Consider the following 22,368-nt stretch of genomic DNA (forward strand, 5'->3'; position numbering starts at 1 on the left):
ACCAACAATTCTTATAAATACGTACGTCAGGAGACATCACATGAGCGATAAACCGTTAGCAGGTGCAGGGTTACGAGGACAAAGTGCGGGGACGACGGCCCTGTGTACGGTGGGTAAAACCGGATCAGGCCTAACCTACCGCGGCTTCGATATCAAAGAACTGGCTGAAAAAGCCAAGTTCGAGGAGGTCGCTTACCTGTTGTTGAAAGGCAAGCTGCCCAACCAAGCCGAACTCGATCACTACATTGCCAAACTGAAAGGCCTTCGTAGTCTCCCCGATGCGCTGAAAACCGTGCTGGAGCAGATTCCCAAAGACGCCCACCCGATGGACGTGATGCGCACGGGTGCCTCCATGCTGGGCAACCTGGAAACCGAGGAGAGCTTCGACGAGCAGCAGGATGTCGCGGATCGCCTGTTGGCCGTACTGCCCTCGATCATTTGCTACTGGTACCGCTTCAGTCATGATGGCGTGCGTATCGACACCGACACCGATGATGCCTCGGTAGGCGGCCATTTTCTGCATATGCTACGCGGCGAGCCCGCCTCCGAACTGCATGCCCGGGTGATGAACGTCTCGCTGATTCTGTATGCCGAGCACGAGTTCAACGCCTCTACCTTCACTGCCCGAGTGTGCGCGTCGACGCTGTCCGACATGCATTCCTGCGTGACCGGTGCGATCGGTTCGCTGCGCGGCCCGTTGCACGGCGGAGCCAACGAAGCGGCCATGGCGATGATCGAGCAATGGACGTCTCCCGAAGAAGCCGAGCGGGAAATGCTGGGTATGTTGGAGCGTAAAGAGAAGATCATGGGCTTTGGCCATGCGATCTATCGGGAGTCGGACCCGCGTAATGCCATCATCAAAGAGTGGTCGAAGAAGCTGGCCGACGACGTTGGCGACAGCGTGCTCTATCCGGTCTCCGTCCGCTGTGAAGAGGTGATGTGGCGGGAGAAGAAGCTGTTCTGTAACGCGGATTTCTTCCATGCCAGCGCCTACCACTTCATGGATATTCCCACCAAGCTGTTCACGCCCATTTTCGTCATGTCGCGGGTGACCGGCTGGGCTGCGCACGTATTCGAGCAGCGCGCCAATAACCGCATTATTCGCCCCAGCGCAGACTATATCGGCCCTGAGAAGAGCGAATGGGTACCCATCGAAGCGCGTGATTGATCGGTCGCGTGGTGACTAAGTGAGAGGCGTTATGAACACGAATTATCGCAAGCCGCTACCGGGCGTTCTGGTAGAGGGCGAGCCGGTAGAGTTCTTCGATGCACGTCAGGCGGTCGAGGACACACAGCCCGGCGCCTATGCCACGCTGCCCTATACCTCACGGGTATTGGCCGAACAGTTGGTGCGTCGCTGCGACCCTGAGCTGCTTAGCGATGCGCTAAAACAGCTCATCGAGCGCAAGCAGGAGCTGGACTTTCCCTGGTATCCGGCGCGGGTGGTGTGCCACGACATTCTCGGCCAGACGGCGCTGGTGGATCTGGCGGGGCTGCGTGACGCCATTGCCGAAAAAGGTGGCGACCCCGCCAAAGTGAATCCCGTGGTGCCTACCCAGCTCATCGTCGATCACTCCTTGGCGGTGGAGCACGCGGGGTTCGAGAAGGATGCCTTCGAGAAAAACCGTCAAGTGGAAGATCGTCGCAACGATGATCGCTTCCATTTCATCAACTGGACCAAGCTGGCGTTCGAGAACGTCGACGTGATTCCTCCCGGCAACGGTATCATGCACCAGATCAATCTGGAGAAGATGTCGCCGGTGGTGCAGTGCCGCCCAGATGAACAAGGGTTGCGTATTGCTTATCCCGATACCTGCGTGGGCACCGATAGCCATACGCCCATGGTCGACGCGTTAGGCGTGATCTCCGTGGGTGTGGGTGGCTTAGAAGCCGAAAGCGTCATGCTGGGGCGCGCCTCCATGATGCGCCTACCGGATATCGTCGGTGTCGAGCTCACCGGTAAGCTACAGCCGGGCGTCACCGGCACCGACATGGTGCTGGCGATTACCGAGTTTCTGCGTAAAGAGCGGGTGGTGGGCGCTTATCTGGAGTTTTATGGCGAAGGGGCCGATGCGCTGACCGTGGGCGACCGTGCCACCATCTCCAATATGACACCGGAGTACGGTGCCACGGCGGCGATGTTCTACATCGATGATCAAACCATCGAGTACCTCAAGCTCACCGGGCGGGAAGACGAACAGGTGGCGCTGGTCGAAGCGTACGCCAAGCAGACCGGCCTATGGGCCGATAGTTTGACGACGGCCGAGTACGAGCGGGTACTCCGCTTCGATCTCTCCCGCGTGGCACGCACGTTGGCGGGCCCCTCGAACCCCCACGCCCATTTGCCGACCTCGGAGCTCGCCAAGCGCGGCATTGCCATCGATTTGGATAAAGCCCGAGCCGATGAACAGGCCGGGAAAATGCCTGATGGCGCCGTCATCATTGCCGCCATCACCAGCTGCACCAACACTTCCAATCCGCGCAATATGGTCGCGGCAGGGTTGATTGCCCGCAATGCCAACCGATTGGGGCTGACGCGCAAGCCGTGGGTGAAATCGTCCCTGGCGCCCGGCTCGAAAACCGTCAAGATGTACCTGGAAGAGGCGCACTTGATGGACGAGCTGGAAAACCTCGGCTTTGGCGTCGTGGCCTATGCCTGTACGACGTGTAACGGCATGTCGGGGGCGCTGGAGCCCAGCATTCAGCAGGAGATCATCGACCGCGACTTGTACGCCACGGCGGTGCTGTCCGGTAACCGTAACTTCGATGGACGTATCCACCCCTACGCCAAACAGGCGTTCTTGGCCTCGCCGCCGCTGGTGGTGGCGTATGCCATTGCGGGCACGATCCGCTTCGATATCGAAAAAGACGTGTTGGGGTACGATCCTCAGGGGAATCCGGTCACGCTCAAAGACATCTGGCCCGACGATAGCGAAATCGACGCCATCGTAAAGTCGGCGGTGAAGCCCGAGCAATTCCGCCAAACCTATATCCCGATGTTCGACCTGGACAAGAGCGCGCGTACCAAGGTAAGCCCGCTGTACGAATGGCGGCCCCAAAGCACTTACATCCGCCGCCCGCCCTATTGGGAAGGCAACATGGCAAAAGAGCGTGGACTAAAGGGCATGCGTCCGCTAGCGATTTTGCCGGACAACATCACCACCGATCACCTGTCTCCCTCCAATGCCATCATGCTCGATAGTGCGGCGGGGGAGTATCTGCACAAGATGGGCCTGCCGGAGGAGGACTTCAACTCCTACGCCACCCACCGTGGCGACCACCTGACCGCCCAGCGGGCCACCCTGGCGAATCCAAAACTGTTCAACGAAATGGTCCACGATGAGCAGGGTAAGGTGCTGCAGGGGTCGCTGGCGCGGATCGAGCCGGAAGGCAAGGTGACTCGCATGTGGGAAGCCATCGAAACCTATATGGCACGTAAGCAGCCGCTCATCATCATTGCCGGGGCGGATTACGGGCAGGGCTCATCCCGTGACTGGGCGGCAAAAGGCGTTGCCCTTGCGGGGGTAGAGGCCATCGTCGCCGAGGGCTTTGAGCGTATTCACCGCACGAACTTGATCGGTATGGGTGTTATGCCGCTGCAGTTCGAGGAAGGGACCACGCGGAAAACCCTAGAGTTGGACGGCACGGAAGTCTTCGATGTGGAAGGCACGCCCGAACCGCGCGCCATGCTCACCCTAGTCATTCACCGTACGAGTGGCAGCACCGAGCGCGTGCCAGTGGTTTGCCGATTGGATACGGCCGAAGAAGTGACCATCTATTCTGCCGGTGGCGTGCTGCAGCGTTTTGCTCAGGACTTTTTGGAATCCTCCGTTGCCTAGTCGTCTCAGCGCGATGGTAAGGGGGTGATGAATAGCGAATAGCCTGGCCGTAGCCAGGCTATTGTTTAAGAGGTGCGTCATGGCTCATCAAGCACAAATGCGTATTCCCGCCACCTATATGCGGGGCGGCACCAGTAAAGGGGTGTTTTTCACTTTGAGTGACCTGCCCACCGCCGCTCAGGTGCCGGGTGAAGCGCGCGATAAGCTGCTACTGCGCGTGATCGGTAGCCCCGATCCTTATGAAAAACAGATTGATGGCATGGGAGGAGCTACGTCCAGCACCAGCAAAACGGTGATTCTCTCGAAGAGTGACTCGCCCGATCACGATGTGGATTACCTATTCGGCCAAGTCTCGATCGATAAACCCTTCGTGGACTGGAGCGGTAACTGCGGAAATCTATCCGCGGCGGTAGGGCCTTACTCTATCGCCAACGGCTTGGTCGATCCCGCCAAGGTGCCTCGAAACGGCATCGCGGAAGTGCGTATTTGGCAGGTCAATATTCAGAAAACCATCGTTGCCCAAGTACCCATGGCGGAGGGTGAGGTGCAAGAGACCGGTGATTTCGAGCTGGATGGCGTCACCTTTCCTGCGGCGGAAATTCCCGTCGCGTTCATGGATCCTGCCGACGGAGAGGGAGCGATTTTCCCCACCGGCAGCGTGGTCGATGACCTAGAGGTGCCGGGCCTTGGTGTCCTGAAGGCGACGCTGATCAATGCCGGTATCCCGACGGTGTTCGTCAATGCCGAGGCGTTGGGTTACACCGGATGCGAACTGCAAGACGCGATCAACGGGGACGCCAAGGCGCTGGCGATGTTCGAGACGATTCGTGCCCACGCGGCGGTTAAAATGGGGCTCATTCAGCGTGTGGAGGAGGCGGCTAGCCGCCAGCACACCCCGAAAGTCGCCTTTGTCGCGCCGGCCTCGAGCTATACCGCGTCAAGCGGTAAAGCCGTTCGTGTGGAGGATGTCGACCTGGTCGTACGAGCCCTATCGATGGGTAAACTGCACCATGCCATGATGGGCACAGCGGCGGTGGCGATTGGCGCAGCCGCGGCCATTCAAGGCACGTTAGTGAACCTGGCCGCAGGAGGCATCGAGCGCGAGGCGGTCACGTTTGGGCATCCGTCAGGTACCCTTCGAGTGGGAGCAAAAGCCAGCTTGGTTGATGGCCGTTGGCAAATCGATCAGGCGTTGATGAGCCGCAGTGCCAGGGTATTGATGGAGGGTGAGGTCCGTATCCCCAGCGATACGTTCTGATCGGTAGAGGTAGTCTGCCGCCGCTGGCTATCGTCAAGCGGCGGCAGAGCGCGGTGATGGCTCACGTTACTCTTCGAACGTGACCTGGTCGCGCATACGGTCTACCGTGGCAGGGCCAATGCCGCTCACCCGAGTGAGGTCATCGGCATTCGTAAAGGCGCCGTTGGTTTCGCGCTCTTCGATGATGGCGGCGGCGCGGCTTGGGCCGATGCCTGGTAATTCAGCTAACAGTTCTTCATCGGCGCTGTTGACGTTGATGGGAGCCACGGTTTGGGCAAATGCTGCACTGGAAAGTCCTAGGCTCAGACTGATGAGAAGTGCAACGACAAAGCGTTTGACGGCTGTGTGCATGGTTCATGTCCCTTATTTGGTGCTTAGGTGCCAGCCACGTGCTCAACGTGATGGCGAGTAGTCGCGGTCACCTTCATGGTCGCCGCCTTAATGAACTTAAACTTTTCAAAACGTAAGTGCTGTAAGCGATCAACGATAACTTTTGTAAGTCTTTCGCTACAGGGTAATGGCGAATCGCTTACACAGCTTATATGGCGAGGCTGGTACACTAGGCGCTTGCCCCTGCGTCCAAGACGTGATTTTTCAACAGCGTTCACGAACACGGAGTAAGCGCGTGTCCACCGATTCCCCACTGATTATTGCCCTCGATTACCCCTCGCTCGATGCGGCGCTCTGCATGGCCGACCAGCTCGACCCGGCTCGCTGTCGTGTCAAAGTCGGTAAAGAACTCTTTACGCGCAGTGGCCCTGCGGTGCTGGAAGCGCTTCACGGCCGTGGCTTCCAGGTATTTCTGGATCTTAAATTCCATGATATTCCCAACACGGTGGCCAGTGCCGTTCAGGCGGCAGCGGAACAGGGGGTTTGGATGGTGAACGTACACGCATCGGGCGGGCGTAAAATGATGGAAACAGCCGCCAAACGGTTATCCGATCATCGACTCGCGACTCACTTGATCGCCGTCACAGTGTTAACCAGTATGGGCAAAGAGGATTTGGCGGAGGTGGGCTTAACGGCAAGCCCTGCTGAGCATGTCATGCACTTGGCGGCTTTGACGCAGCAAAGTGGTTTGAACGGCGTCGTCTGTTCGGCCCAGGAGGCGGCCCAAATTCGTGCGAAGTGTGGCGAGGCGTTTTTGAAAGTCACCCCAGGCATACGGCCAAGCTTTGCTGCAGCGAACGATCAACAGCGCATCATGACACCCGCTGATGCGATGCGCGCGGGCAGTACGCATTTGGTGATTGGTCGTCCGGTGACCCAGGCCGAGGATCCCATGGCAGCGTTGGCAGCCATCGAGGCCGAGCTTTCGGGCGTGTGATCACTCGCCCTCTACGCCGGTAATCGGTTTGATCGTTCCCCAGCGGCGACAGCTTGGGCACTGCCATGCCAAACTGTCGCTGCTAAAGCCGCAGCGGCGACAGCGTTGGCGGGGCCTCCCGCCCATCAGGGCCTTGGTGTGATGTTTGAGCAGCATCAAGCGTGTATCGGGCGTCTCTTTACCCATGAGGCGCTCGCTTTCCAAGTAAAGGTCTACCAGATAATCCAGTCCCCCCAAGCTAGGGGCTTCTGCTAGCCATTCGCCGGTGCGCTCGATAGCGCTGTCGACGCCATCTCGTTGATGTACCAGTGCGCCTAGTGCCACGATGACGCTAGTGTAGGGGGCTTCGCCTAATAGTTGGTAGAGGTGGGTTTCCAATCCAGCTAGGTCGTCGTGGCGTGCATAGGCGCGTTGCAAGGCTGGTAACATGGTCGGGATGTGAGCGATATCCTGTTGGGGAATATGGCTGAGACGTTCGATGGCTTTGGCGTATTGGCCATTGTCCATGTCCAGATCGGCAAGCATCAGCGTCGCACGTACACAACGCTCGTCTAGCTGTAGCGCTTTTTTGAGATGTTTACGTGCCAAAGCACGGCTGGATTGGTCGATCTCTTGCTGAGCAAGCTCGCATAGCCAGTGAGAGGCAGGTCGGCGCATGGCAGGCTGCTGTTTCATGAGCGGTTGAACGATTTCTAAGGCATCCTGCCACTCTTTTTCACGCTCGAGCAGGTCGATCAATAGTCGTTTAGCCTCCAGGCGCAGGTCCTCTTGGCTGGAGTGCTCCAGCAGTGCCCGCAGCAAACGCTGCGCTCTATCATGCACGCCCAGGGCGATGAAATCCCGTGCGAGTTCGAGCTGAACGATTTCATTGGTCGTGGTAGAGAGGGCGGGGCGGGCGAGCAGGTTTTGGTGGATGCCGACGGCTTTGTCCGCTTCACCCCGCGAGCGAAACAGCTTCCCCAAGGCAATGTGTGTCTCAACGGTTTCGCTGTTGACATCTAGTGCATGGATGAACGTTTTGATGGCTTCGTCAGGCTGCTCGTTCAATAAGTAGTTCAGCCCGACGAAGTATTCTCTGGAGAGGCCCGGAGCGCGGGAGGGTCGCTGGGCGCGGCGGTGGGCGTAGCGAAAACCCAGGCCAAAGCCAATGGCTATGGCTGCCAAGAGAACGCCTAGCAGCACCGCATCCTGCATTTAGGCAAGTTCCTTAAACCCCTGCGTACGTAAACGGTCTAGCTCTTTACGCTGCTGTTTGTTGTGGCGCTCGCTACGGGCGAGCTGCGCTTTTAGGCGGACGTACACACCGAGCATGGCCAGCATGCCGACGATGACGCCAACCGCCAACGTGGCCAGCAACCACACCGATAGCGAGACCGGAGGCAGTTCGGCCCAGATCAGGTTCAAGGGGATGGCCTGCTGATTATTGACGGCGAACAAAATGCCGACCAGCAGCACTACCAATAAAATGACGGCCAGAATCAGCCCTTTGATCCAACGCATGAGAGTTTCCTAGTCAGTGACATTCATGGTGCTATTGTGTCTGAGTCTCGGCACGGCGTCATCCCGCAGAAGGTCGGATACCGCTACTTTCGCGGTCAGTAGCCGAGCGCACGACTGGCGTCGACTTGCTCGCGCAACTCCTTGCCCGGTTTGAAATGCGGGACGTACTTGCCATCCAGGTCCACCGGGTCACCGGTTTTAGGATTGCGCCCTGTGCGCGGCTCGCGATAGTGAAGCGAGAAACTGCCAAAACCACGTATCTCCACTCGCCCTCCGTTGGCAAGCGCATCGGTCATATCGTCCAAGATAATACGCACCGCCGTCTCGACTTCTTTGGCGGATAGCTCCGGTTGACGCATCGCAATTTGTTCGATTAATTCAGATTTGGTCATCGGTTGGCTCCCTGCGAACTTTAAAGGCCGTGACGCACATGCGACCTCGATAACATCGAAATCAGCATACTGCGCATAAACGCATAAAACAATTCAGATAAAACAAGGTACTAGGTAAGTACAAAGCTGATTAACAGCATAGGCGATGCTCGGCGCTGGCGCGACCCTGCAGCTTCGGTATACTGGCCTTTCATTTCACTGACTCGGAGAAGCGACCGTTGAGCGACGACACTTCCCCTGCTGCCGTTCTACGAAAGCGGCTTTACTGGCACTCCCGACGCGGTATGTGGGAGCTGGATCTGCTGTTGATTCCCTTTTTGGAGCAGCGATTCGACGCGCTAAGCGAACAGGAACAGCGCACCTACCAGCGCTTGATCGAAGAAGAGGATCAAGATCTGTTCGTGTGGTTGATGCATCGAGAATGGCCCGAAGACCCTGAGCTTCGCCATCTCGTCCAGATGATCGTCGAGCATGCTGAAACCACCGATAACGCTGCCTATCGTACGCTCTAAATTAGCCGTTGGTGTTCAAGTTGCTTTGGTGCTGGGTTTGGCACTACTCACCGCTCGGGCATTAAGCGTCTGGGTGTCGTCAGGTATGCTCGTGATCAGCGTGTGGCTGATCGTTAGGGCTTATCGTACACAACGGTGTGGTGAGCTTCATCTGGTGCAAAACGGCAGTCAGTGGGAAGGTTACTGGCTGCAGAGCACGGGTGAGCCGGGCGTGAGATTAGGTGTAAGCTGTGACTACCTTGGGCCTTGGCTGGTCGGTCTGCGTATCGGTGCCCGGCGAATGTGGGTGTGGCCCGACTCATTGCCGAATGCCAGTCAGCGCGCATTGCGTCGCTGCTTTCATCGGCCGGGCCGCTGATCCTTTAGACCAGGTCATCTAGCTTTATCCACGATGGCTGAGTATCCAGTGCGGGGCGCGGCCAATCCTTCGAGTAGTGCAACCCCCGTGATTCGTGGCGCTTTGCGGCGGCCATCACCGTCATTTTGGCCAATGCCAGGGCCTGCTGGAAGCGAATGCTCTCTGGATGTGCCTTGGCGGATTCGTTCGACTCCCATTCATCGCTCAGAGCGGCTAACGCTCTGCGGGCAGCTTCTAGGCCTTGATCGCTCCGAACGATGGAAACATGTTGGCTCATGATGCTACGCATCGTGTGGCGATACCGGTCGAGCTGCTTAGCGTCAAAAGGGGCGTCTGGGGTTAAGGGAGGGGGGCTTACGGTTTCTTGCGTGACCGTCTCGCGTGCGTGCTTAGGGGACGCAAGGATGTGCTGCGCACAGCTTCTAGCATACACCAAGCACTCTAGGAGTGAGTTACTGGCCATACGGTTGGCTCCGTGAAGGCCGGTGTAGGCGGTTTCTCCGATCGCGTAGAGGTTGGCGACCTGTGTGGCGCCCACGTGATCCGTTGCGACACCGCCGCAGCTATAGTGGGCGGCGGGAACAACGGGGATCGGCTGGCGCGTAATGTCGATTCCCCGTGAGGCGCAATGCGTCAAAATCGTGGGGAAGTGATGGCGTATGGCTGCCTGCCCGAGGTGACGAATGTCTAGCCAAACGTGCCCCAGTGTGCCTTGCTGAATGTGCGCGTCGATGGCGCGCGCCACCACGTCTCGCGGGGCAAGTTCGGCGCGCGGGTCCAGGTCGGGCATGAAACGGTGGCCCGTCTCGTCGAGCAAATGTCCCCCTTCACCTCGTACTGCTTCGCTAATGAGGAAAGCCGGGCCGTGCGGGTCGTAAAGGCAGGTGGGGTGAAACTGCTGAAACTCGAGGTTGCAGAGCGAGGCGCCCAGCTCGGCTGCCATTATCATCCCTTCGCCGCTGCTGGGCGAAGGGGTGGTGGTGTGGCGATAGAGCCCACTCGCTCCGCCGGTCGCCAGTACCGTGTGTTGGGCGAAAAGCAATTGTCGCCGCTGGCTACTGTCGACGCCCTGGGCGCCAATGCAACGGCCCTTGGCATCTTGCAACAGGTTGACGATGGTGAGATCGCTGCGTTGGGTAATGCGTGGGTGCGCGGTGACGCTGCTGACCAGGGTATCGACGACGGCGCGGCCTGTTGCATCGTCGGCGTGAATGATGCGCCGCGCATTGTGCCCGCCTTCTCGGGTGAGGTGGTAGGGGTAGCGAGCCTGAGGGTCGGGGTCGAGGGTGAAAGGCACGCCCCTGTCGATGAGCCACTGAATGGCCTCAGGTCCGTGAGATACGGTAAAGCGAACGGCTTCTTCGTCGCACAGACCGTCGCCTGCAATCAGCGTGTCCCGTACATGATCATCCAGGCAATCATCTGGGGAAAGCACCGCTGCGATGCCGCCTTGAGCCCAGCGACTGGCCCCTTGATCATCCTGTTTAGGACGAACCAGGGTAACGGACAAATGATCAGCAACTTCCAACGCCAAGGTTAGACCAGCGACACCGCCGCCAATAATCAATATGTCAGATGCTGGCGTGCTCATTTGGCCCGCTTCCTCTCTTTACGACAATAGTCAGGAGGGCATGATAGCGTGACGTTTCGGACTAGGCGATGTGTTTGGTCAAAAAAACAGGGAGTTGGAGGGGAGGGGCAGATACAAAAAAAGCCGCGTAGATAGCCTCTATCTCGCAGCGTTACTTTCAATCTAAATTAATGGTTTATCAATGGTGCCCGGAGCCGGACTTGAACCGGCACGGAGTTACCTCCGAGAGATTTTAAGTCTCTTGCGTCTACCAATTTCGCCATCCGGGCAGTGTATCGATGCTATGAAAGCCATCGTTACACTGAAAATGGAGGCTGGAGTCGGAATCGAACCGGCGTACACGGAGTTGCAGTCCGCTGCATAACCACTCTGCCATCCAGCCAAGCAAGTCATTTCATTGGGGTCAACCAAATTGGAGCGGGAAAGGAGATTCGAACTCCCGACCCTCGCCTTGGCAAGGCGATGCTCTACCACTGAGCTATTCCCGCTCGACTCGAGGGCGAATTATACGCATCGCCACGCGCTTGTCAAACAATCAATTTACCAATGGGTTCAAAGAGCTATTGTAAAACTGAGGCAATGCCCTTTACATGGAGCGGCTAAGGTGAGGCCAAGCAGCTTTGAGGTATTGGACCATGGAGAGCAGTGTCAGGGCGGCGGCGATGTAAAGCACCACCACTCCTAAAAGGGCAATAAAATGTCCTGGGGGGAAGGCCAGAAGTACCAGAATGGCCATCATTTGCAGCGTGGTTTTGAGTTTGCCAATCCAGGACACAGCGACCATGCCGCGTTTGCCCATCTCTGCCATCCACTCTCGAAGCGCCGAAATGACGATTTCACGCCCAATGATGACCAAAGCTGGGAGCGTCAAGACCAGCGTGTCGAAGCGTTCGATCAGCAGGGCGAGTGCCACGGCGACCATGAGCTTATCTGCAACAGGGTCTAGGAAAGCGCCAAAGGGAGTGGATTGATTCCAGCGACGGGCGAGGTAGCCGTCTAACCAATCCGTCACGGAAGCAAGGGCAAACAAGCCCGCAGCGACTGGCATGCTCCAGCTAAAGGGTAGATAGAACAGTACGACCAGTAGCGGAATGAAAACGATTCTTGCCAGTGTGAGTATGTTGGGTATATTCATCGCAGGGCGCGATCCTTGCCGGAGAATCATGAAAGTCGGAGTGAAGCGTGGGGTCATTCTATCCCCCTTAGCGCATTGCATCCATGTTAAGAACGCGTTTATCCGTTCAATGACGTATAAATCGTCTCAGCCAGCGCGGCGTTGATGCCAGGCACTCTGGCCAGCTCATCGCGGCTTGCCTTTTGTACGCCCTGTAGCCCCCCGAAGAAGCGCAATAGTTCGCGCCGCCGTTTTGGCCCAATGCCGGGGATGTCTTGCAGAGTAGAGGTGCGCCGCGCTTTGTCTCTGGCGGCGCGGTGCCCGGCAATGGCAAAGCGGTGCGACTCGTCGCGAATGTGCTGTATCAGGTGCAGCGCTGGGGAAGCAGGGTCCATCGGTAACGGGTTATCGCTGGTCTCTAAGAATAGCGTTTCTAGACCCGCTTTACGGGTAGTGCCCTTGGCGACGCCCAGCAGCACGATGTTGGTAACGGCTAAGTCGTTCAATACGCCACGCGCCATATTGAGCTGCCCTTTGCCGCCATCCACAATCAAGATGTCTGGAGCCACCGCTTCACTGCTTTTTACTCGCTTCAGCCGCCGAGTGAGCGCTTGCTGCATGGCAGCGTAATCATCCCCGGCGGCAACGCCTTCGATGCGAAAATGGCGATAGTCGCTCTTACGCGGGCCTTGATGATCAAAAACGACGCATGACGCTACCGTCGCCTCGCCTTGGCTATGACTGATGTCAAAGCACTCCAGCCGTTCTGGCAGGCTGTCAAGGCCGAGCGCTCTTTGTAGGGCCTCGAAACGCTGGGTCAGTTGAGACTTGTTGGCAAGCAGTGAGGCGAGCTGCTGCTCGGCGTTGGTCATGGCCAAGTGCTGCCACTGGGCGCGATGTCCGCGTACCTGGCTGGCGACCCTGATTTTTTTGCCCGCCAGTTGCGAGAGCGCATCGGCAATCAGCGCACTATCCTCTAGGGGGTGGCTCGTAATCACTTCCCCAGGAACATTATGGGGCTGTCCAAAGTAGTACTGGCTGACGACTTCGGTCAACAGCATCTCCGGCGGTAGGTCGAGATCGTTTTTTGGCGTGTGATGGCGCGCGCCTAGTAAGCGTCCATCTCTCACGCTTAGGATAGAGATGCCGAGTGCACCCGGTCGCTTGGCCAGCGCAAACACATCGGCATCGCCACTCTCGTTATCGACGAATTGGCGCTGCTGAAGCTGACGCAGCTGCTGAATTTGATCGCGCAGACGAGCGGCTTCTTCGAAGTCGAGCGCCTGGCTGGCGATTTCCATCTCTTGGGTCAATAGCTGCGTGACGTGCTCACTCTTGCCTTCCAAGCACATGACGGCGTGCTCCACATCTCGCCGGTACTCTTCCTCGGAAATATAGTCCACGCATGGGGCGCTGCAGCGCTGGATTTGATACTGCAAGCAAGGACGAGAACGGTGGGCAAAGACGCTGTCTTCGCAGTTGCGGATGCGGAATATTTTCTGCATCAGCGTGAGGCTCTCCTTGACCGCGCCGCTGCTGGGGTAAGGGCCTAAGTAGCGGCCGTCATCGCGACGCTGGCGTGCACGCTTGTACTCCAGAGCCGGGTAGGGGTGGCGGTCAGTGACGAAGACGAAAGGATACGACTTATCGTCGCGCAGCAGAATGTTATAGGGCGGGCGAAGTTCCTTGATCAGCGTTTGTTCGAGTAACAGGGCCTCGGTTTCACTGCGGGTCACAGTGATTTGAATGTCGGCAATGCGCGCCACCATCGCCTGAGTTTTCGCATTGAGCTGGCCACGGAAATAGCTTGCCAGCCGAGCTTTCAGGCGTTTTGCTTTCCCTACATAGAGCGTATTTTGCTCCTCGTCGAGCATGCGGTAAACGCCCGGCGACGAGCTGACGGAGCTTAGAAACTGCTTGGCATCAAAAGTCATGGCTGGGCATCGGCGCTCTCAAACGTCAGAAGAGGCGATGGTAGGTCTATCCCAGGATCGCGTCAAAGCCCTCGACGAGCCCGTGGCGTAAGGCAAGGTGAGTGAGTTCGACGTCCGTGGCGACTTGCAGCTTGTCAAACAGGCGGTAACGGTACGTGTTGACGGTCTTTGGGCTCAGGTGCAGGCGATCGGAAATGTCTTGTACACGCTGGCAGTTGACGATCATCAGCGCTATTTGTAGTTCACGGTGGGAGAGGTGGCTAAAGGGGTTATCCTCGTCAGTGAAGTGCGCCAAGGCAAGCCGCTGGGCAATCTCTTGGCTGACATAACGGCGTCCGTGGAATACCTGCCGAATGGCTTCGGTCATTTCAACGGCGTCTGCCCCTTTGCTAAGAAAGCCTGATGCGCCGGCCTCGAGCATCCGTCGCAGCACGCTATCCTCCAAATGCGCGGTAAGAATAATCACTTTGACATCGGCCAAGGTGCGGTGGATACGGCGTGTGGCTTCGAGCCCGCCGATTCCCGGCATGCGGATATCCATGAGCACGATATCAGGCTTTAACTGGCGACACTGAGTCACGGCGCTTTCGCCATCGTCAACCTCACCCACGATCTTGATATCGCACTCTTCGTTGAGCAGGTGGGCGATACTGGTTCTCACCAGGTGGTGATCATCGGCAATTAAAACGTTGATCAAGGGTCTGGCTCCTGCAGGTAGTCATCGTTGGCTCGGGCGATACGCGTGCTGCGAAACTATAGAGTGCCACAGCTCTTGGCAAAGGAGAATTAGTTGATGCTTGTTTACTTTAAACCTTGACCTTGCACTGCTTGTCGCTTAGTATTCGCTCCGCTGCAGGTTGCTGCAGTGATTGGGGCCTTAGCTCAGCTGGGAGAGCGCAACACTGGCAGTGTTGAGGTCAGCGGTTCGATCCCGCTAGGCTCCACCAAATTTTAAACGCCGCGTTATTTATAACGCGGCGTTTTCGTATGCCTGCTCTCGAGCTTTGCTCCTCTGCTTTCCACCCGAGTGTGGGTGGAAAGCACCAGAGCTTAGGCTTCGAGGAGCTTGGGTTACGAAGAACTTAGCCTTCGATTTGCCCGAGCAGCAGGAATTCGATCAGTGCCTTCTGGGCGTGCAGACGGTTGCCTGCCTCTTGCCAAACCACGGCGCGCGGGTCGTCCAGCAGTGTATGGCTAATCTCTTCGCCGCGGTGAGCTGGTAGACAGTGCAGGAAGAGGGCGTCGGGCTTGGCGGTATCGAGCATGGCTTCGGTGACTTGAAAGTCGGCGAAATCTGCCTCGCGCTTTGCTTGCTCTGCTTCCTGGCCCATCGATGCCCACACGTCGGTGGTGATCAAGTCAGCGTCTTTGGCCGCTTCTTTGGGGTCGTGGAGTAGCGTGACGCAGTTGCCAGCCGCTTCCATGATGTCAGCGCGAGGCTCGTATCCTCTCGGACAACATACCCTCAAATGGAAGCCGAACTGGCGAGCGGCATTGATCCAGGAGTGACACATATTGTTGCCATCGCCCACCCATACGGCGGTACGGCCTTTCACGCTGCCGCGAAGCTCGGTCCAGGTCATGACGTCTGCCAGCAGTTGGCAGGGGTGATAGTCGTCGCTGAGCGCATTGATCACCGGCACGCTGCTGGCACTGGCGTAGGTTTCCAATCCTTCGTGGGAGAAGGTGCGAATCATCACGGCGTCGACCATTTCAGAGAGCACGCGAGCGGTATCCTCGATGGGCTCGCCGCGGCCCAGCTGGGTATCGCGGGGAGAGAGGAAGAGCGCGTGGCCACCAAACTGCGCCATACCCGTCTCGAAAGAGACACGAGTACGCGTGGAGGATTTTTCGAAAATCATTGCCAGCGTGCGGTTGGGCAGCGGTGTATAAACCGGACCGTTGGCTTTCAAATCCGTTTTGATCTTGATGGCACGCTGGATCAAATACGCCAGCTCGTCTGGGGATAAATCCAGTAAAGTAAGGAAATGGCGTGTCGCCATGATGACTGCTCTCCACACAAAAACACCATCCTAGCGATGCGGCAGGGGATGCGCAACGCGAGCAGCATGCGTAGAATGGCGGCCACGCGTTAAGACCGAGTCGTTTGCTCGGGTATTGGCGGCAGCCGCGCCTACCTTACTCTGCCGGTCATGGGGTTAAAGCCAGTGAGCGGATGGCGTAGACTGGCGCGGAACACAACACTCGTTAGGAGCACATCATGAGCACGACTGCCGAAAACATTCAGCGTCAAATCAGCGAAAACCCGATTCTGATCTACATGAAAGGCACACCTCAGTTGCCCCAGTGTGGTTTCTCCGCGCAGACCGTTCAGGCGCTGATGAGCTGCGGTGAGCGCTTTGCCTTCGTCAACGTTCTGGACAATCCGGATATCCGTGCAGAACTTCCCAAAATTGCCAACTGGCCGACATTTCCGCAACTGTGGGTAGAGGGCGAACTGGTTGGCGGTTGCGATATCGTGGTCGAAATGCATCAAAACGGCGAGCTGGAAAAACTCGTCAAAGAAGCCGCCCAGCGCGCTGCAGCCGCCGAAGGTGGTGAAAACGCTTGAGCGTGATGCCACAAGCCGTTTGAAGACCGCCCGGCGGTTGGCGGGCTGCGGTGCAGCCGCTAGAATGGTGCGCAATCACTAAGCGCTTACTCTTAGCAAACGCGGTTCACGATGGGCCGCGTCGCACCGATTGTCAGCCCGCCAAAGGAAGTGTTGCTCAATGAGCTATCAGGTTCTGGCCCGCAAGTGGCGGCCACGTACATTCCACGAGCTCGTGGGCCAGGCCCATGTTCAACGCGCCCTGGTCAATGCTCTTGACCAGGGCCGTTTGCATCATGCCTACCTCTTTACCGGCACGCGAGGCGTCGGCAAAACCACCCTGGCGCGCATCTTGGCAAAGTGCCTCAACTGCACGGCGAATGGGCGCGGCGACGAAGGCATTACCTCGACCCCCTGTGGTCAGTGTGATAGCTGCCAAGCCATCGACGAGGGGCGCTTCGTCGACCTGATCGAAGTCGATGCTGCCTCGCGTACCAAAGTGGAAGACACCCGCGAGCTGCTCGATAATGTCCAGTACGCGCCTACACAAGGGCGCTATAAAGTGTATCTCATCGACGAGGTACATATGCTGTCCACCAGCAGTTTCAACGCGCTGCTGAAAACGCTGGAAGAACCCCCGCCCCACGTCAAGTTTCTGCTGGCGACGACCGACCCGCAGAAACTCCCGGCCACCGTTTTATCACGTTGTCTGCAGTTTACGCTCAAGCACATGCCGCCTGAGCGTGTCGTCGAGCATTTGACCTACGTGCTGAGGCAAGAGGGCGTCGATTACGACGAGAGCGCGCTGTGGCTGCTGGGCAAAGCCGCCGAAGGCTCCATGCGTGACGCTATGAGTCTGACCGATCAAGCGATTGCGTTCGGCCAAGGCGCCGTTCGGCACGCCGATGTGGCGGCCATGCTGGGTACGCTGGATCATCGCCATGTGCTCGCGCTCGTCGATGCCTTGGCAGATGTGGACGTGCAGAAGCTGTTGGCGGAAGTGGCGCAGTTGGCCGAACAGGGGCCGGATTTTGCCGCCGTGCTAGACGAGCTGACGGCCACTCTTCATCGCTTGGCCGTGGCGCAGATGGTGCCCGATGCTGTGGATAACAGTCACGGTGATCGTGCGCAGATCCAGCAGTTGGCCTGCCGTTTTACCGCCGAAGACATTCAGCTCTACTACCAGATTGGTATTCAGGGACGTGGCGACATGGTGCATGCCCCGGATTTGCGCAGCGCCTTGGAAATGACCTTGTTGCGTATGCTGGCCTTCCGCCCCCAGGGCGTGCCGAAACCGCCGGTAACGCCGTTACCGCTACGCCGCGAGCCCGCCGAGGCATCAACCGAGACCGCTACTTCTGTCGACGGATCTAGCACAAAAAAGCCTGAGCCTGCATCCGTAGTCGCCGGGGACTCGCCCCAAGCGCCTGCTGAGGTGCAGGCCTCAGCGGCTCATGAGGATGATGCGGGCTCGGCCTTGTCTTTGCCGACTGGCGCCGAACGAGACGAGTCGGAGCCCCCGCCCTGGTCGCTTGAAGAAGTGGAACATACGGCTACGCTCGCGCCAGAGCCAGAGCCAGAGCCAGAGCCAGAGCCAGAGCCAGAGCCAGAGCCAGAGCCAGAGCCAGAGCCAGAGCCACATGACGCCTCTTTGGTTGCTGCTACGTCTGAAGTCACACCCGAACCCGTGACCGAGCTTGGTCGTTGGGACCATAAGACGTGGTTAGCCCATTTTGACGCGTTGGGCTTGGGAGGCTTGACGCGCAATTTGGCGGCACATTGCCAGTTGGAGAGCGATGATGGGCAGACCGTGATACTGCGGCTCGACCCCAGTCAGTCGGCCATGCAAGCCGATGTGCACAATGGACGAATCGAGCGTGCGCTCAAGGCGTTGGGGTTGACAAGAAAGCTTCAGTTCAGCGTCGCCGAGCTAGACACGGCGCTGGAAACGCCTCGCCAGCAAGAAGAACGCCTGCTGCAGGAGCGCCACGCACAGGCAGTTGATCTATTGCATCACGACCCCAATATCCAGAAGCTACAGCAGGCGTTTGGGGCTACGCTCATTGAGTCGTCCGTCAAACCGACGCCAGCGGCACGCTCTTAATGGCTACCGGCTATCTTTATCCGTTTCAATAATTGAGGAGAACACCGCATGTTCAAAGGCGGAATGGGCAACATCATGAAGCAAGCCCAAGAAATGCAGGAAAAAATGCAGCGTGTACAGGAAGAAGTCGCTCAGGCGGAGGTACATGGTGAGGCAGGCGCTGGGATGGTCAAAATCACCATGAACGGCCGTCACGATGTCATCGATGTGACGATTGACCCTAGCGTGCTGGAAGAAGACAAGGAGCTTCTGGAAGATTTACTGGCCGCCGCAGTGAACGATGCCGTTCGCAAAGTAGAAGCCAACTCTAAAGCGAAGATGGAAGAAGCAACGGCCGGCCTGAATTTACCGCCTGGCTTTAAGATGCCCTTCTAAACCATGCGTTTTTCTCCGCTTGTCGAGCAATTGATGGACGCCTTTCGCGTGCTGCCCGGCGTTGGGCCGAAAACGGCTCAACGTATGGCCATGCATCTCTTGGAGCGTGAGCGCCCGGGGGGTAAGCGTTTGGCCGCCGTGATCCAGCAAGCGATCGATGAGGTCGGTTATTGCCAGCGCTGTCGAACGCTGACTGAAGCCGAGATATGTGCGCTGTGTGAGAGTCCGCGCAGAGACGATGCGCTACTTTGTGTCGTCGAGTCCCCTGCTGATCAGCTAGCGATCGAAGAGGCCGGTGGCTTTCAAGGGCGCTATTTCGTGCTACATGGCCATCTCTCGCCGCTCGACGGTATTGGGCCAGATGCTATTGGGCTCGATGTGCTCGAGAGTATCGTGGCCGAGGGCAGCGTTCGTGAAGTGGTGTTGGCGACCAATCCCACGGTAGAAGGTGAAGCGACCGCCCACTTCATTGCGTCTCAGTTAGCACATTACGGCGTCGCTTTCTCACGTCTTGCTTACGGGGTGCCCATGGGCGGTGAGCTGGAGTATGTCGATGGTGGCACACTGAGTCGCGCCTTTAACGGTCGCCAGCCTTTCGCTAGCGACGAATACTGACAAGAAACGCAAGCGCTGATGCGGTTGTGCCAACCCGGAAAACTGCTTTGTCCTCTTCAAGCTCTTCTTACTATCAATGGATTGATAATGCCGAGGCATTGGATGCCGCCTGTGAAGCGGTGGCCGGTGCTAGTGTCATTGCCCTCGATACCGAGTTTTTCCGTGAGAACACCTTCTTCCCCGTCCCAGCGTTGATTCAGTTTGCCAATGATGACGTCGCTTATTTGGTCGATCCGCTCTGTACGCCCTGCACGGCCTCGTTCAAAGCGCTGCTGCAAAACGATGCGGTGAAACTGCTGCATGCTTGCAGCGAAGATCTGGAGGTTTTCCAGCATTGGGCGGGCGTTCTCCCTACACCGCTGGTGGATACCCAAGTCGCGCAGGCCTTTTTGGGGGAAAACCCCGGCATGGGCTATCAAAAGCTGGTCGAGCATTGGGTAGGTGAGACGCTGCCAAAAGAAGAAACGCGCTCCAACTGGTTGGAGCGGCCGTTGACGCCGTCTCAGTGTGAATATGCGGCGCTGGACGTCATCTATCTACTCCAGGTATGGCAACTTCAATCTGAGAAACTGGACGGTCTAGGACGACGGGAGTGGCTAGACAGCGAGTGCACCCATTTGATTGAGCAGGCAGGGCGCAGCGAGGAGAACGATGGTCAGTGGTATACTCGCCAGCGTCAGTTGTGGCGGCTTTCACCACGCCAACTCGAGGCGTATCGGCTGATGACCATCTGGCGTGAGGGTGAAACGCGTCGCCGCGATCTACCGCGTAACTGGCTGGTGAGCGATAAGCTGCTGTTTGCCATCGCCGAGAAGATGCCGAAAAACCGCTATGAGCTCGCCGAGATAGACGGCGTCAAACCGTCGCTGGTCAAAAAAGAGGGCGATGCCCTGTTGGCGCTCGTCAAACAGGCGCTTCACTGTCCCGATAACGCGTTGCCAACACCCTGGCCTGACCCGTTGCAACCTGCTTTCAAACGCCGATTCAAAATCATCAAAGGCGTGGTGACGGAAACGGCGTCTGAGCTGAACATCGCGCCTGAAATGTTACTGCGCCGACGGGATATCGAGGCGCTGGTCATGCAGCGGCTCGCGCACCAGCCGCTGACGGAGCTTAGCGGCTGGCGGGCCCGCTGCCTTACCCAGGCGATTCACCAAGCGCTCGAGGAGTCATCTTTATGAGTGAAAAGTTACTTTGCGAGATCTTTAAAAGTTCGCGCAAAGACGAAATGTATCTTTATGTGGACAAGCGTCAAGGTCTGGATAGTGTGCCTGACGCGCTGATGGCTACGTTTGGTAAGCCATTGCCCGTGCTGACCATGATCCTGACGGCGGACAAGACGCTTGCCCGCGTCAAAGCAGCCGACGTAATGACGGCCATCGATGAACAGGGGTTTTATTTGCAAATGCCGCCTGCCAAAGAGCCTTACTTACTCGACATTCATCGAGCACAGTCAGCTGACCGCTCGTGAACGAACGAAGGCAGCGTAGGGCATTATGAACTTTCTGGCCCACGCCTGGCTGGCACAGCCAGGCGACGATGGCTTTTTGTACGGCAATTTGATTGCCGATGGTGTAAAAGGCAGCGATCTCTCTGGGTGGTCGCCGAGTGTTGCAGGCGGTATTCGTCATCATCGCCGGGTCGATGCCTGGGTAGATCAGCACCCGAGTGTTTTGTTGGCCAAACGGCGTGCCCCGAAGACGCAGCGACGCTACGCGGGCATTGCGCTGGATATCGTCTGGGATCACTTCATTGCGCGCCAGCATGCAGGGGCCGAGCAATCCGCGTTGGTCGAGCGCTGCTATCGTTTACTGAGTGCTTGGCCTGCACCCCAGCGGCTGTCGACGATGATGCCGGTCCTGGTCGAGCAAGACTGGCTTCGCCGCTATGCGGATTTCGACTTTACCTGCCGTGCGGTATCGGGCATTGGGCAGCGGCTGTCAGGCGCTAATCGCTTGGCCGAGCTCGTTCCCTGGCTGTGTGAAGATTACGCTGCACTGGAACGCGATTTCAGTCGACTGTGGAGCGAGTGCCGCGCAGAGCTAACCAGCGATGGCGCTGAGAGTATTCACTAATAGACGTAACGGTTTGCTGAGGTGATAAGAGATGAATACCGCGCTTCGCGAGCGCTTTTGGGAGCGCTACCCGCTGGAAGAGCTCACTCAGCCCGAGTGGGAAGCGCTGTGTGATGGTTGCGGCCAGTGCTGTTTGCTCAAGCTGCACGATGACGAGACGAAAGAGCTCGCCATTCTGAACGTAGCTTGTAGGCTGCTGGATACCCATAGCTGTCAGTGCAGTGATTATGAGAACCGCTTTGACAGCGTGCCGGATTGTACGCAGCTAACGCCTGCGCTGGTCAAAGAGTTTACTTGGTTGCCGCAAACCTGTGGTTATCGGCGCGTAGCGGAAGGGCGAAAGCTGGCGGGTTGGCACCCATTGTTGAGTAACGATGCCGAGCGGGTGCACCGCAAAGGAGTGAGTGTGCGTGGGTTTGCCGTGTCGCAGGATGACGTGCCAGAGAAATATCTCGAAGAGCACATTATTGCCGTGATCCCGATGACATGATGTGATGCTCGTTGTGGTGTTTGCCTTCCTTGGCAATTCGGCCACTAGCTGCCCTCTGGGTTAGCTGGCGGTTTTGCTTTTCGTGCTGTCCCAAATCGTTAGGAACGCTTCTTTCAGCGCCGAAGATTGAGGCCTGTTGGCACGCTGCTGAACGCTTTGCTTGGCTTTTTCTTGCGCCGCTGATGTGACCGGTGCGTCCCAGATGGTCAGAAACTTATCTTGATAATTCATGGTGTGCCTCGTCATGTTAGTTAGACGTTGGTATATGAAACTTATGGCTAGTATGACGTAAAAAAAGCGCCCTGTGAAGTTTTATGGAAAATGTTTTCATAA

At 57.6% G+C, this 22,368-nt stretch carries 24 protein-coding genes and 4 tRNA genes; 15 read left to right on the forward strand and 13 right to left on the reverse strand.

Annotated features, from left to right (window positions below):
- Positions 1 to 40: 40 nt before the first annotated feature.
- The 3 genes from prpC (at position 41) to prpF (ending at position 5,097) form a co-directional block, all read left to right on the forward strand.
- Entirely contained in the window at positions 41 to 1,168 is a 1,128-nt protein-coding gene (gene prpC, locus FHJ80_RS03280) for a 2-methylcitrate synthase (RefSeq protein WP_139525600.1), read from the forward strand.
- 31 nt (positions 1,169 to 1,199) lie between these two features.
- Positions 1,200 to 3,839, forward strand: coding sequence for a Fe/S-dependent 2-methylisocitrate dehydratase AcnD (acnD, locus tag FHJ80_RS03285; RefSeq protein ID WP_139525601.1), 2,640 nt, complete (start codon positions 1,200 to 1,202; stop codon positions 3,837 to 3,839).
- A gap of 79 nt (positions 3,840 to 3,918) precedes the next feature.
- A complete protein-coding gene (prpF, locus tag FHJ80_RS03290; RefSeq protein WP_139525602.1) occupies positions 3,919 to 5,097 on the forward strand; it encodes a 2-methylaconitate cis-trans isomerase PrpF in 1,179 nt (392 codons plus the stop codon).
- A 66-nt stretch (positions 5,098 to 5,163) separates the two neighbouring features.
- Here prpF and FHJ80_RS03295 read toward each other — a convergent pair whose 3' ends face one another.
- Complete coding sequence (locus FHJ80_RS03295) at positions 5,164 to 5,448, reverse strand: ComEA family DNA-binding protein (RefSeq protein WP_139525603.1); 285 nt, start codon at positions 5,446 to 5,448, stop codon at positions 5,164 to 5,166.
- Between the two features lie 274 nt (positions 5,449 to 5,722).
- On the opposite strand from FHJ80_RS03295, the gene pyrF reads away from it, so the two are divergent.
- Complete coding sequence (gene pyrF, locus FHJ80_RS03300) at positions 5,723 to 6,424, forward strand: orotidine-5'-phosphate decarboxylase (RefSeq protein WP_139525604.1); 702 nt, start codon at positions 5,723 to 5,725, stop codon at positions 6,422 to 6,424.
- On the opposite strand, the gene lapB is transcribed toward pyrF, so the two are convergent.
- From lapB to FHJ80_RS03315, 3 genes are all read right to left on the reverse strand, one after another.
- Positions 6,425 to 7,618 carry a lipopolysaccharide assembly protein LapB gene (gene lapB, locus FHJ80_RS03305; protein WP_139525605.1) on the reverse strand — a complete coding sequence of 398 codons (1,194 nt, stop codon included), beginning with the start codon at positions 7,616 to 7,618 and terminating at the stop codon, positions 6,425 to 6,427. It abuts the gene before it with no gap.
- Positions 7,619 to 7,924, reverse strand: coding sequence for a lipopolysaccharide assembly protein LapA domain-containing protein (locus FHJ80_RS03310; RefSeq protein ID WP_139525606.1), 306 nt, complete (start codon positions 7,922 to 7,924; stop codon positions 7,619 to 7,621).
- Between the two features lie 95 nt (positions 7,925 to 8,019).
- Positions 8,020 to 8,316, reverse strand: a complete 297-nt coding sequence (locus tag FHJ80_RS03315) for an integration host factor subunit beta (protein ID WP_139525607.1) — start codon at positions 8,314 to 8,316, stop codon at positions 8,020 to 8,022.
- A 218-nt stretch (positions 8,317 to 8,534) separates the two neighbouring features.
- Here FHJ80_RS03315 and FHJ80_RS03320 point away from each other — a divergent pair, with 218 nt between their 5' ends.
- Together FHJ80_RS03320 and FHJ80_RS03325 are read left to right on the forward strand one after the other, a co-directional pair.
- Complete coding sequence (locus FHJ80_RS03320; protein WP_139525608.1) at positions 8,535 to 8,828, forward strand: succinate dehydrogenase assembly factor 2; 294 nt, start codon at positions 8,535 to 8,537, stop codon at positions 8,826 to 8,828.
- Entirely contained in the window at positions 8,788 to 9,186 is a 399-nt protein-coding gene (locus FHJ80_RS03325) for a hypothetical protein (protein ID WP_231125524.1), read from the forward strand. Before FHJ80_RS03320 ends, FHJ80_RS03325 begins: the two co-directional genes overlap by 41 nt.
- A 4-nt stretch (positions 9,187 to 9,190) precedes the next feature.
- Here the strand turns inward: FHJ80_RS03325 and nadB are convergent, their stop codons facing one another.
- The 7 genes from nadB to uvrY form a co-directional block, all read right to left on the reverse strand.
- Complete coding sequence (nadB, locus tag FHJ80_RS03330) at positions 9,191 to 10,777, reverse strand: L-aspartate oxidase (protein ID WP_139525609.1); 1,587 nt, start codon at positions 10,775 to 10,777, stop codon at positions 9,191 to 9,193.
- A gap of 182 nt (positions 10,778 to 10,959) precedes the next feature.
- Positions 10,960 to 11,046: transfer RNA gene (locus tag FHJ80_RS03335), tRNA-Leu, on the reverse strand.
- A 39-nt stretch (positions 11,047 to 11,085) separates the two neighbouring features.
- Positions 11,086 to 11,159: transfer RNA gene (locus FHJ80_RS03340), tRNA-Cys, on the reverse strand.
- A 31-nt stretch (positions 11,160 to 11,190) separates the two neighbouring features.
- Positions 11,191 to 11,265 (reverse strand) — tRNA-Gly (locus FHJ80_RS03345).
- 98 nt (positions 11,266 to 11,363) lie between these two features.
- Positions 11,364 to 11,912, reverse strand: a complete 549-nt coding sequence (pgsA, locus tag FHJ80_RS03350) for a CDP-diacylglycerol--glycerol-3-phosphate 3-phosphatidyltransferase (RefSeq protein WP_139525610.1) — start codon at positions 11,910 to 11,912, stop codon at positions 11,364 to 11,366.
- Positions 11,913 to 12,010: 98 nt separating this feature from the next.
- Positions 12,011 to 13,825 (reverse strand): excinuclease ABC subunit UvrC, encoded by a 1,815-nt coding sequence (uvrC, locus tag FHJ80_RS03355; RefSeq protein ID WP_139525611.1) that lies wholly within the window; start codon positions 13,823 to 13,825, stop codon positions 12,011 to 12,013.
- 46 nt (positions 13,826 to 13,871) lie between these two features.
- A complete protein-coding gene (gene uvrY / locus FHJ80_RS03360; RefSeq protein WP_139525612.1) occupies positions 13,872 to 14,522 on the reverse strand; it encodes a UvrY/SirA/GacA family response regulator transcription factor in 651 nt (216 codons plus the stop codon).
- A 174-nt stretch (positions 14,523 to 14,696) separates the two neighbouring features.
- On the opposite strand from uvrY, the gene FHJ80_RS03365 reads away from it, so the two are divergent.
- Positions 14,697 to 14,772, forward strand: a tRNA-Ala gene (locus FHJ80_RS03365).
- Positions 14,773 to 14,907: 135 nt separating this feature from the next.
- On the opposite strand, the gene argF is transcribed toward FHJ80_RS03365, so the two are convergent.
- Positions 14,908 to 15,828: an ornithine carbamoyltransferase gene (gene argF, locus FHJ80_RS03370; RefSeq protein WP_139525613.1), complete on the reverse strand. Its 921-nt coding sequence runs from the start codon at positions 15,826 to 15,828 to the stop codon at positions 14,908 to 14,910.
- 218 nt (positions 15,829 to 16,046) lie between these two features.
- Between argF and grxD the strand changes: the two genes are divergently transcribed.
- From grxD to FHJ80_RS03410, 8 genes are all read left to right on the forward strand, one after another.
- On the forward strand, positions 16,047 to 16,397 hold the full coding sequence (grxD, locus tag FHJ80_RS03375) for a Grx4 family monothiol glutaredoxin (protein WP_139525614.1): 351 nt from the start codon (positions 16,047 to 16,049) through the stop codon (positions 16,395 to 16,397).
- 160 nt (positions 16,398 to 16,557) lie between these two features.
- Positions 16,558 to 18,480: a DNA polymerase III subunit gamma/tau gene (gene dnaX / locus FHJ80_RS03380; protein WP_139525615.1), complete on the forward strand. Its 1,923-nt coding sequence runs from the start codon at positions 16,558 to 16,560 to the stop codon at positions 18,478 to 18,480.
- Between the two features lie 48 nt (positions 18,481 to 18,528).
- On the forward strand, positions 18,529 to 18,855 hold the full coding sequence (locus FHJ80_RS03385) for a YbaB/EbfC family nucleoid-associated protein (protein WP_139525616.1): 327 nt from the start codon (positions 18,529 to 18,531) through the stop codon (positions 18,853 to 18,855).
- 3 nt (positions 18,856 to 18,858) lie between these two features.
- Positions 18,859 to 19,470, forward strand: coding sequence for a recombination mediator RecR (gene recR, locus FHJ80_RS03390; protein WP_139525617.1), 612 nt, complete (start codon positions 18,859 to 18,861; stop codon positions 19,468 to 19,470).
- A gap of 47 nt (positions 19,471 to 19,517) precedes the next feature.
- A complete protein-coding gene (gene rnd, locus FHJ80_RS03395; protein WP_139525618.1) occupies positions 19,518 to 20,651 on the forward strand; it encodes a ribonuclease D in 1,134 nt (377 codons plus the stop codon).
- Entirely contained in the window at positions 20,648 to 20,941 is a 294-nt protein-coding gene (locus FHJ80_RS03400) for a YcgL domain-containing protein (protein ID WP_139525619.1), read from the forward strand. The genes rnd and FHJ80_RS03400 overlap by 4 nt, the downstream gene beginning before the upstream one ends.
- Positions 20,942 to 20,966: 25 nt before the next feature.
- Entirely contained in the window at positions 20,967 to 21,545 is a 579-nt protein-coding gene (locus FHJ80_RS03405; protein WP_139525620.1) for an ACP phosphodiesterase, read from the forward strand.
- A gap of 31 nt (positions 21,546 to 21,576) precedes the next feature.
- The gene (locus FHJ80_RS03410) at positions 21,577 to 22,035 is read left to right on the forward strand and encodes a YcgN family cysteine cluster protein (protein ID WP_139525621.1); all 459 of its coding nucleotides are present in this window, start codon (positions 21,577 to 21,579) and stop codon (positions 22,033 to 22,035) included.
- A gap of 60 nt (positions 22,036 to 22,095) precedes the next feature.
- Here FHJ80_RS03410 and FHJ80_RS17295 read toward each other — a convergent pair whose 3' ends face one another.
- A complete protein-coding gene (locus FHJ80_RS17295; protein ID WP_168444442.1) occupies positions 22,096 to 22,266 on the reverse strand; it encodes a hypothetical protein in 171 nt (56 codons plus the stop codon).
- Between the last annotated feature and the right edge of the window lie 102 nt (positions 22,267 to 22,368).

The organism is Halomonas sp. BL6 (assembly GCF_006228115.1).
Classification (GTDB): Bacteria; Pseudomonadota; Gammaproteobacteria; order Pseudomonadales; family Halomonadaceae; genus Vreelandella; species Vreelandella piezotolerans.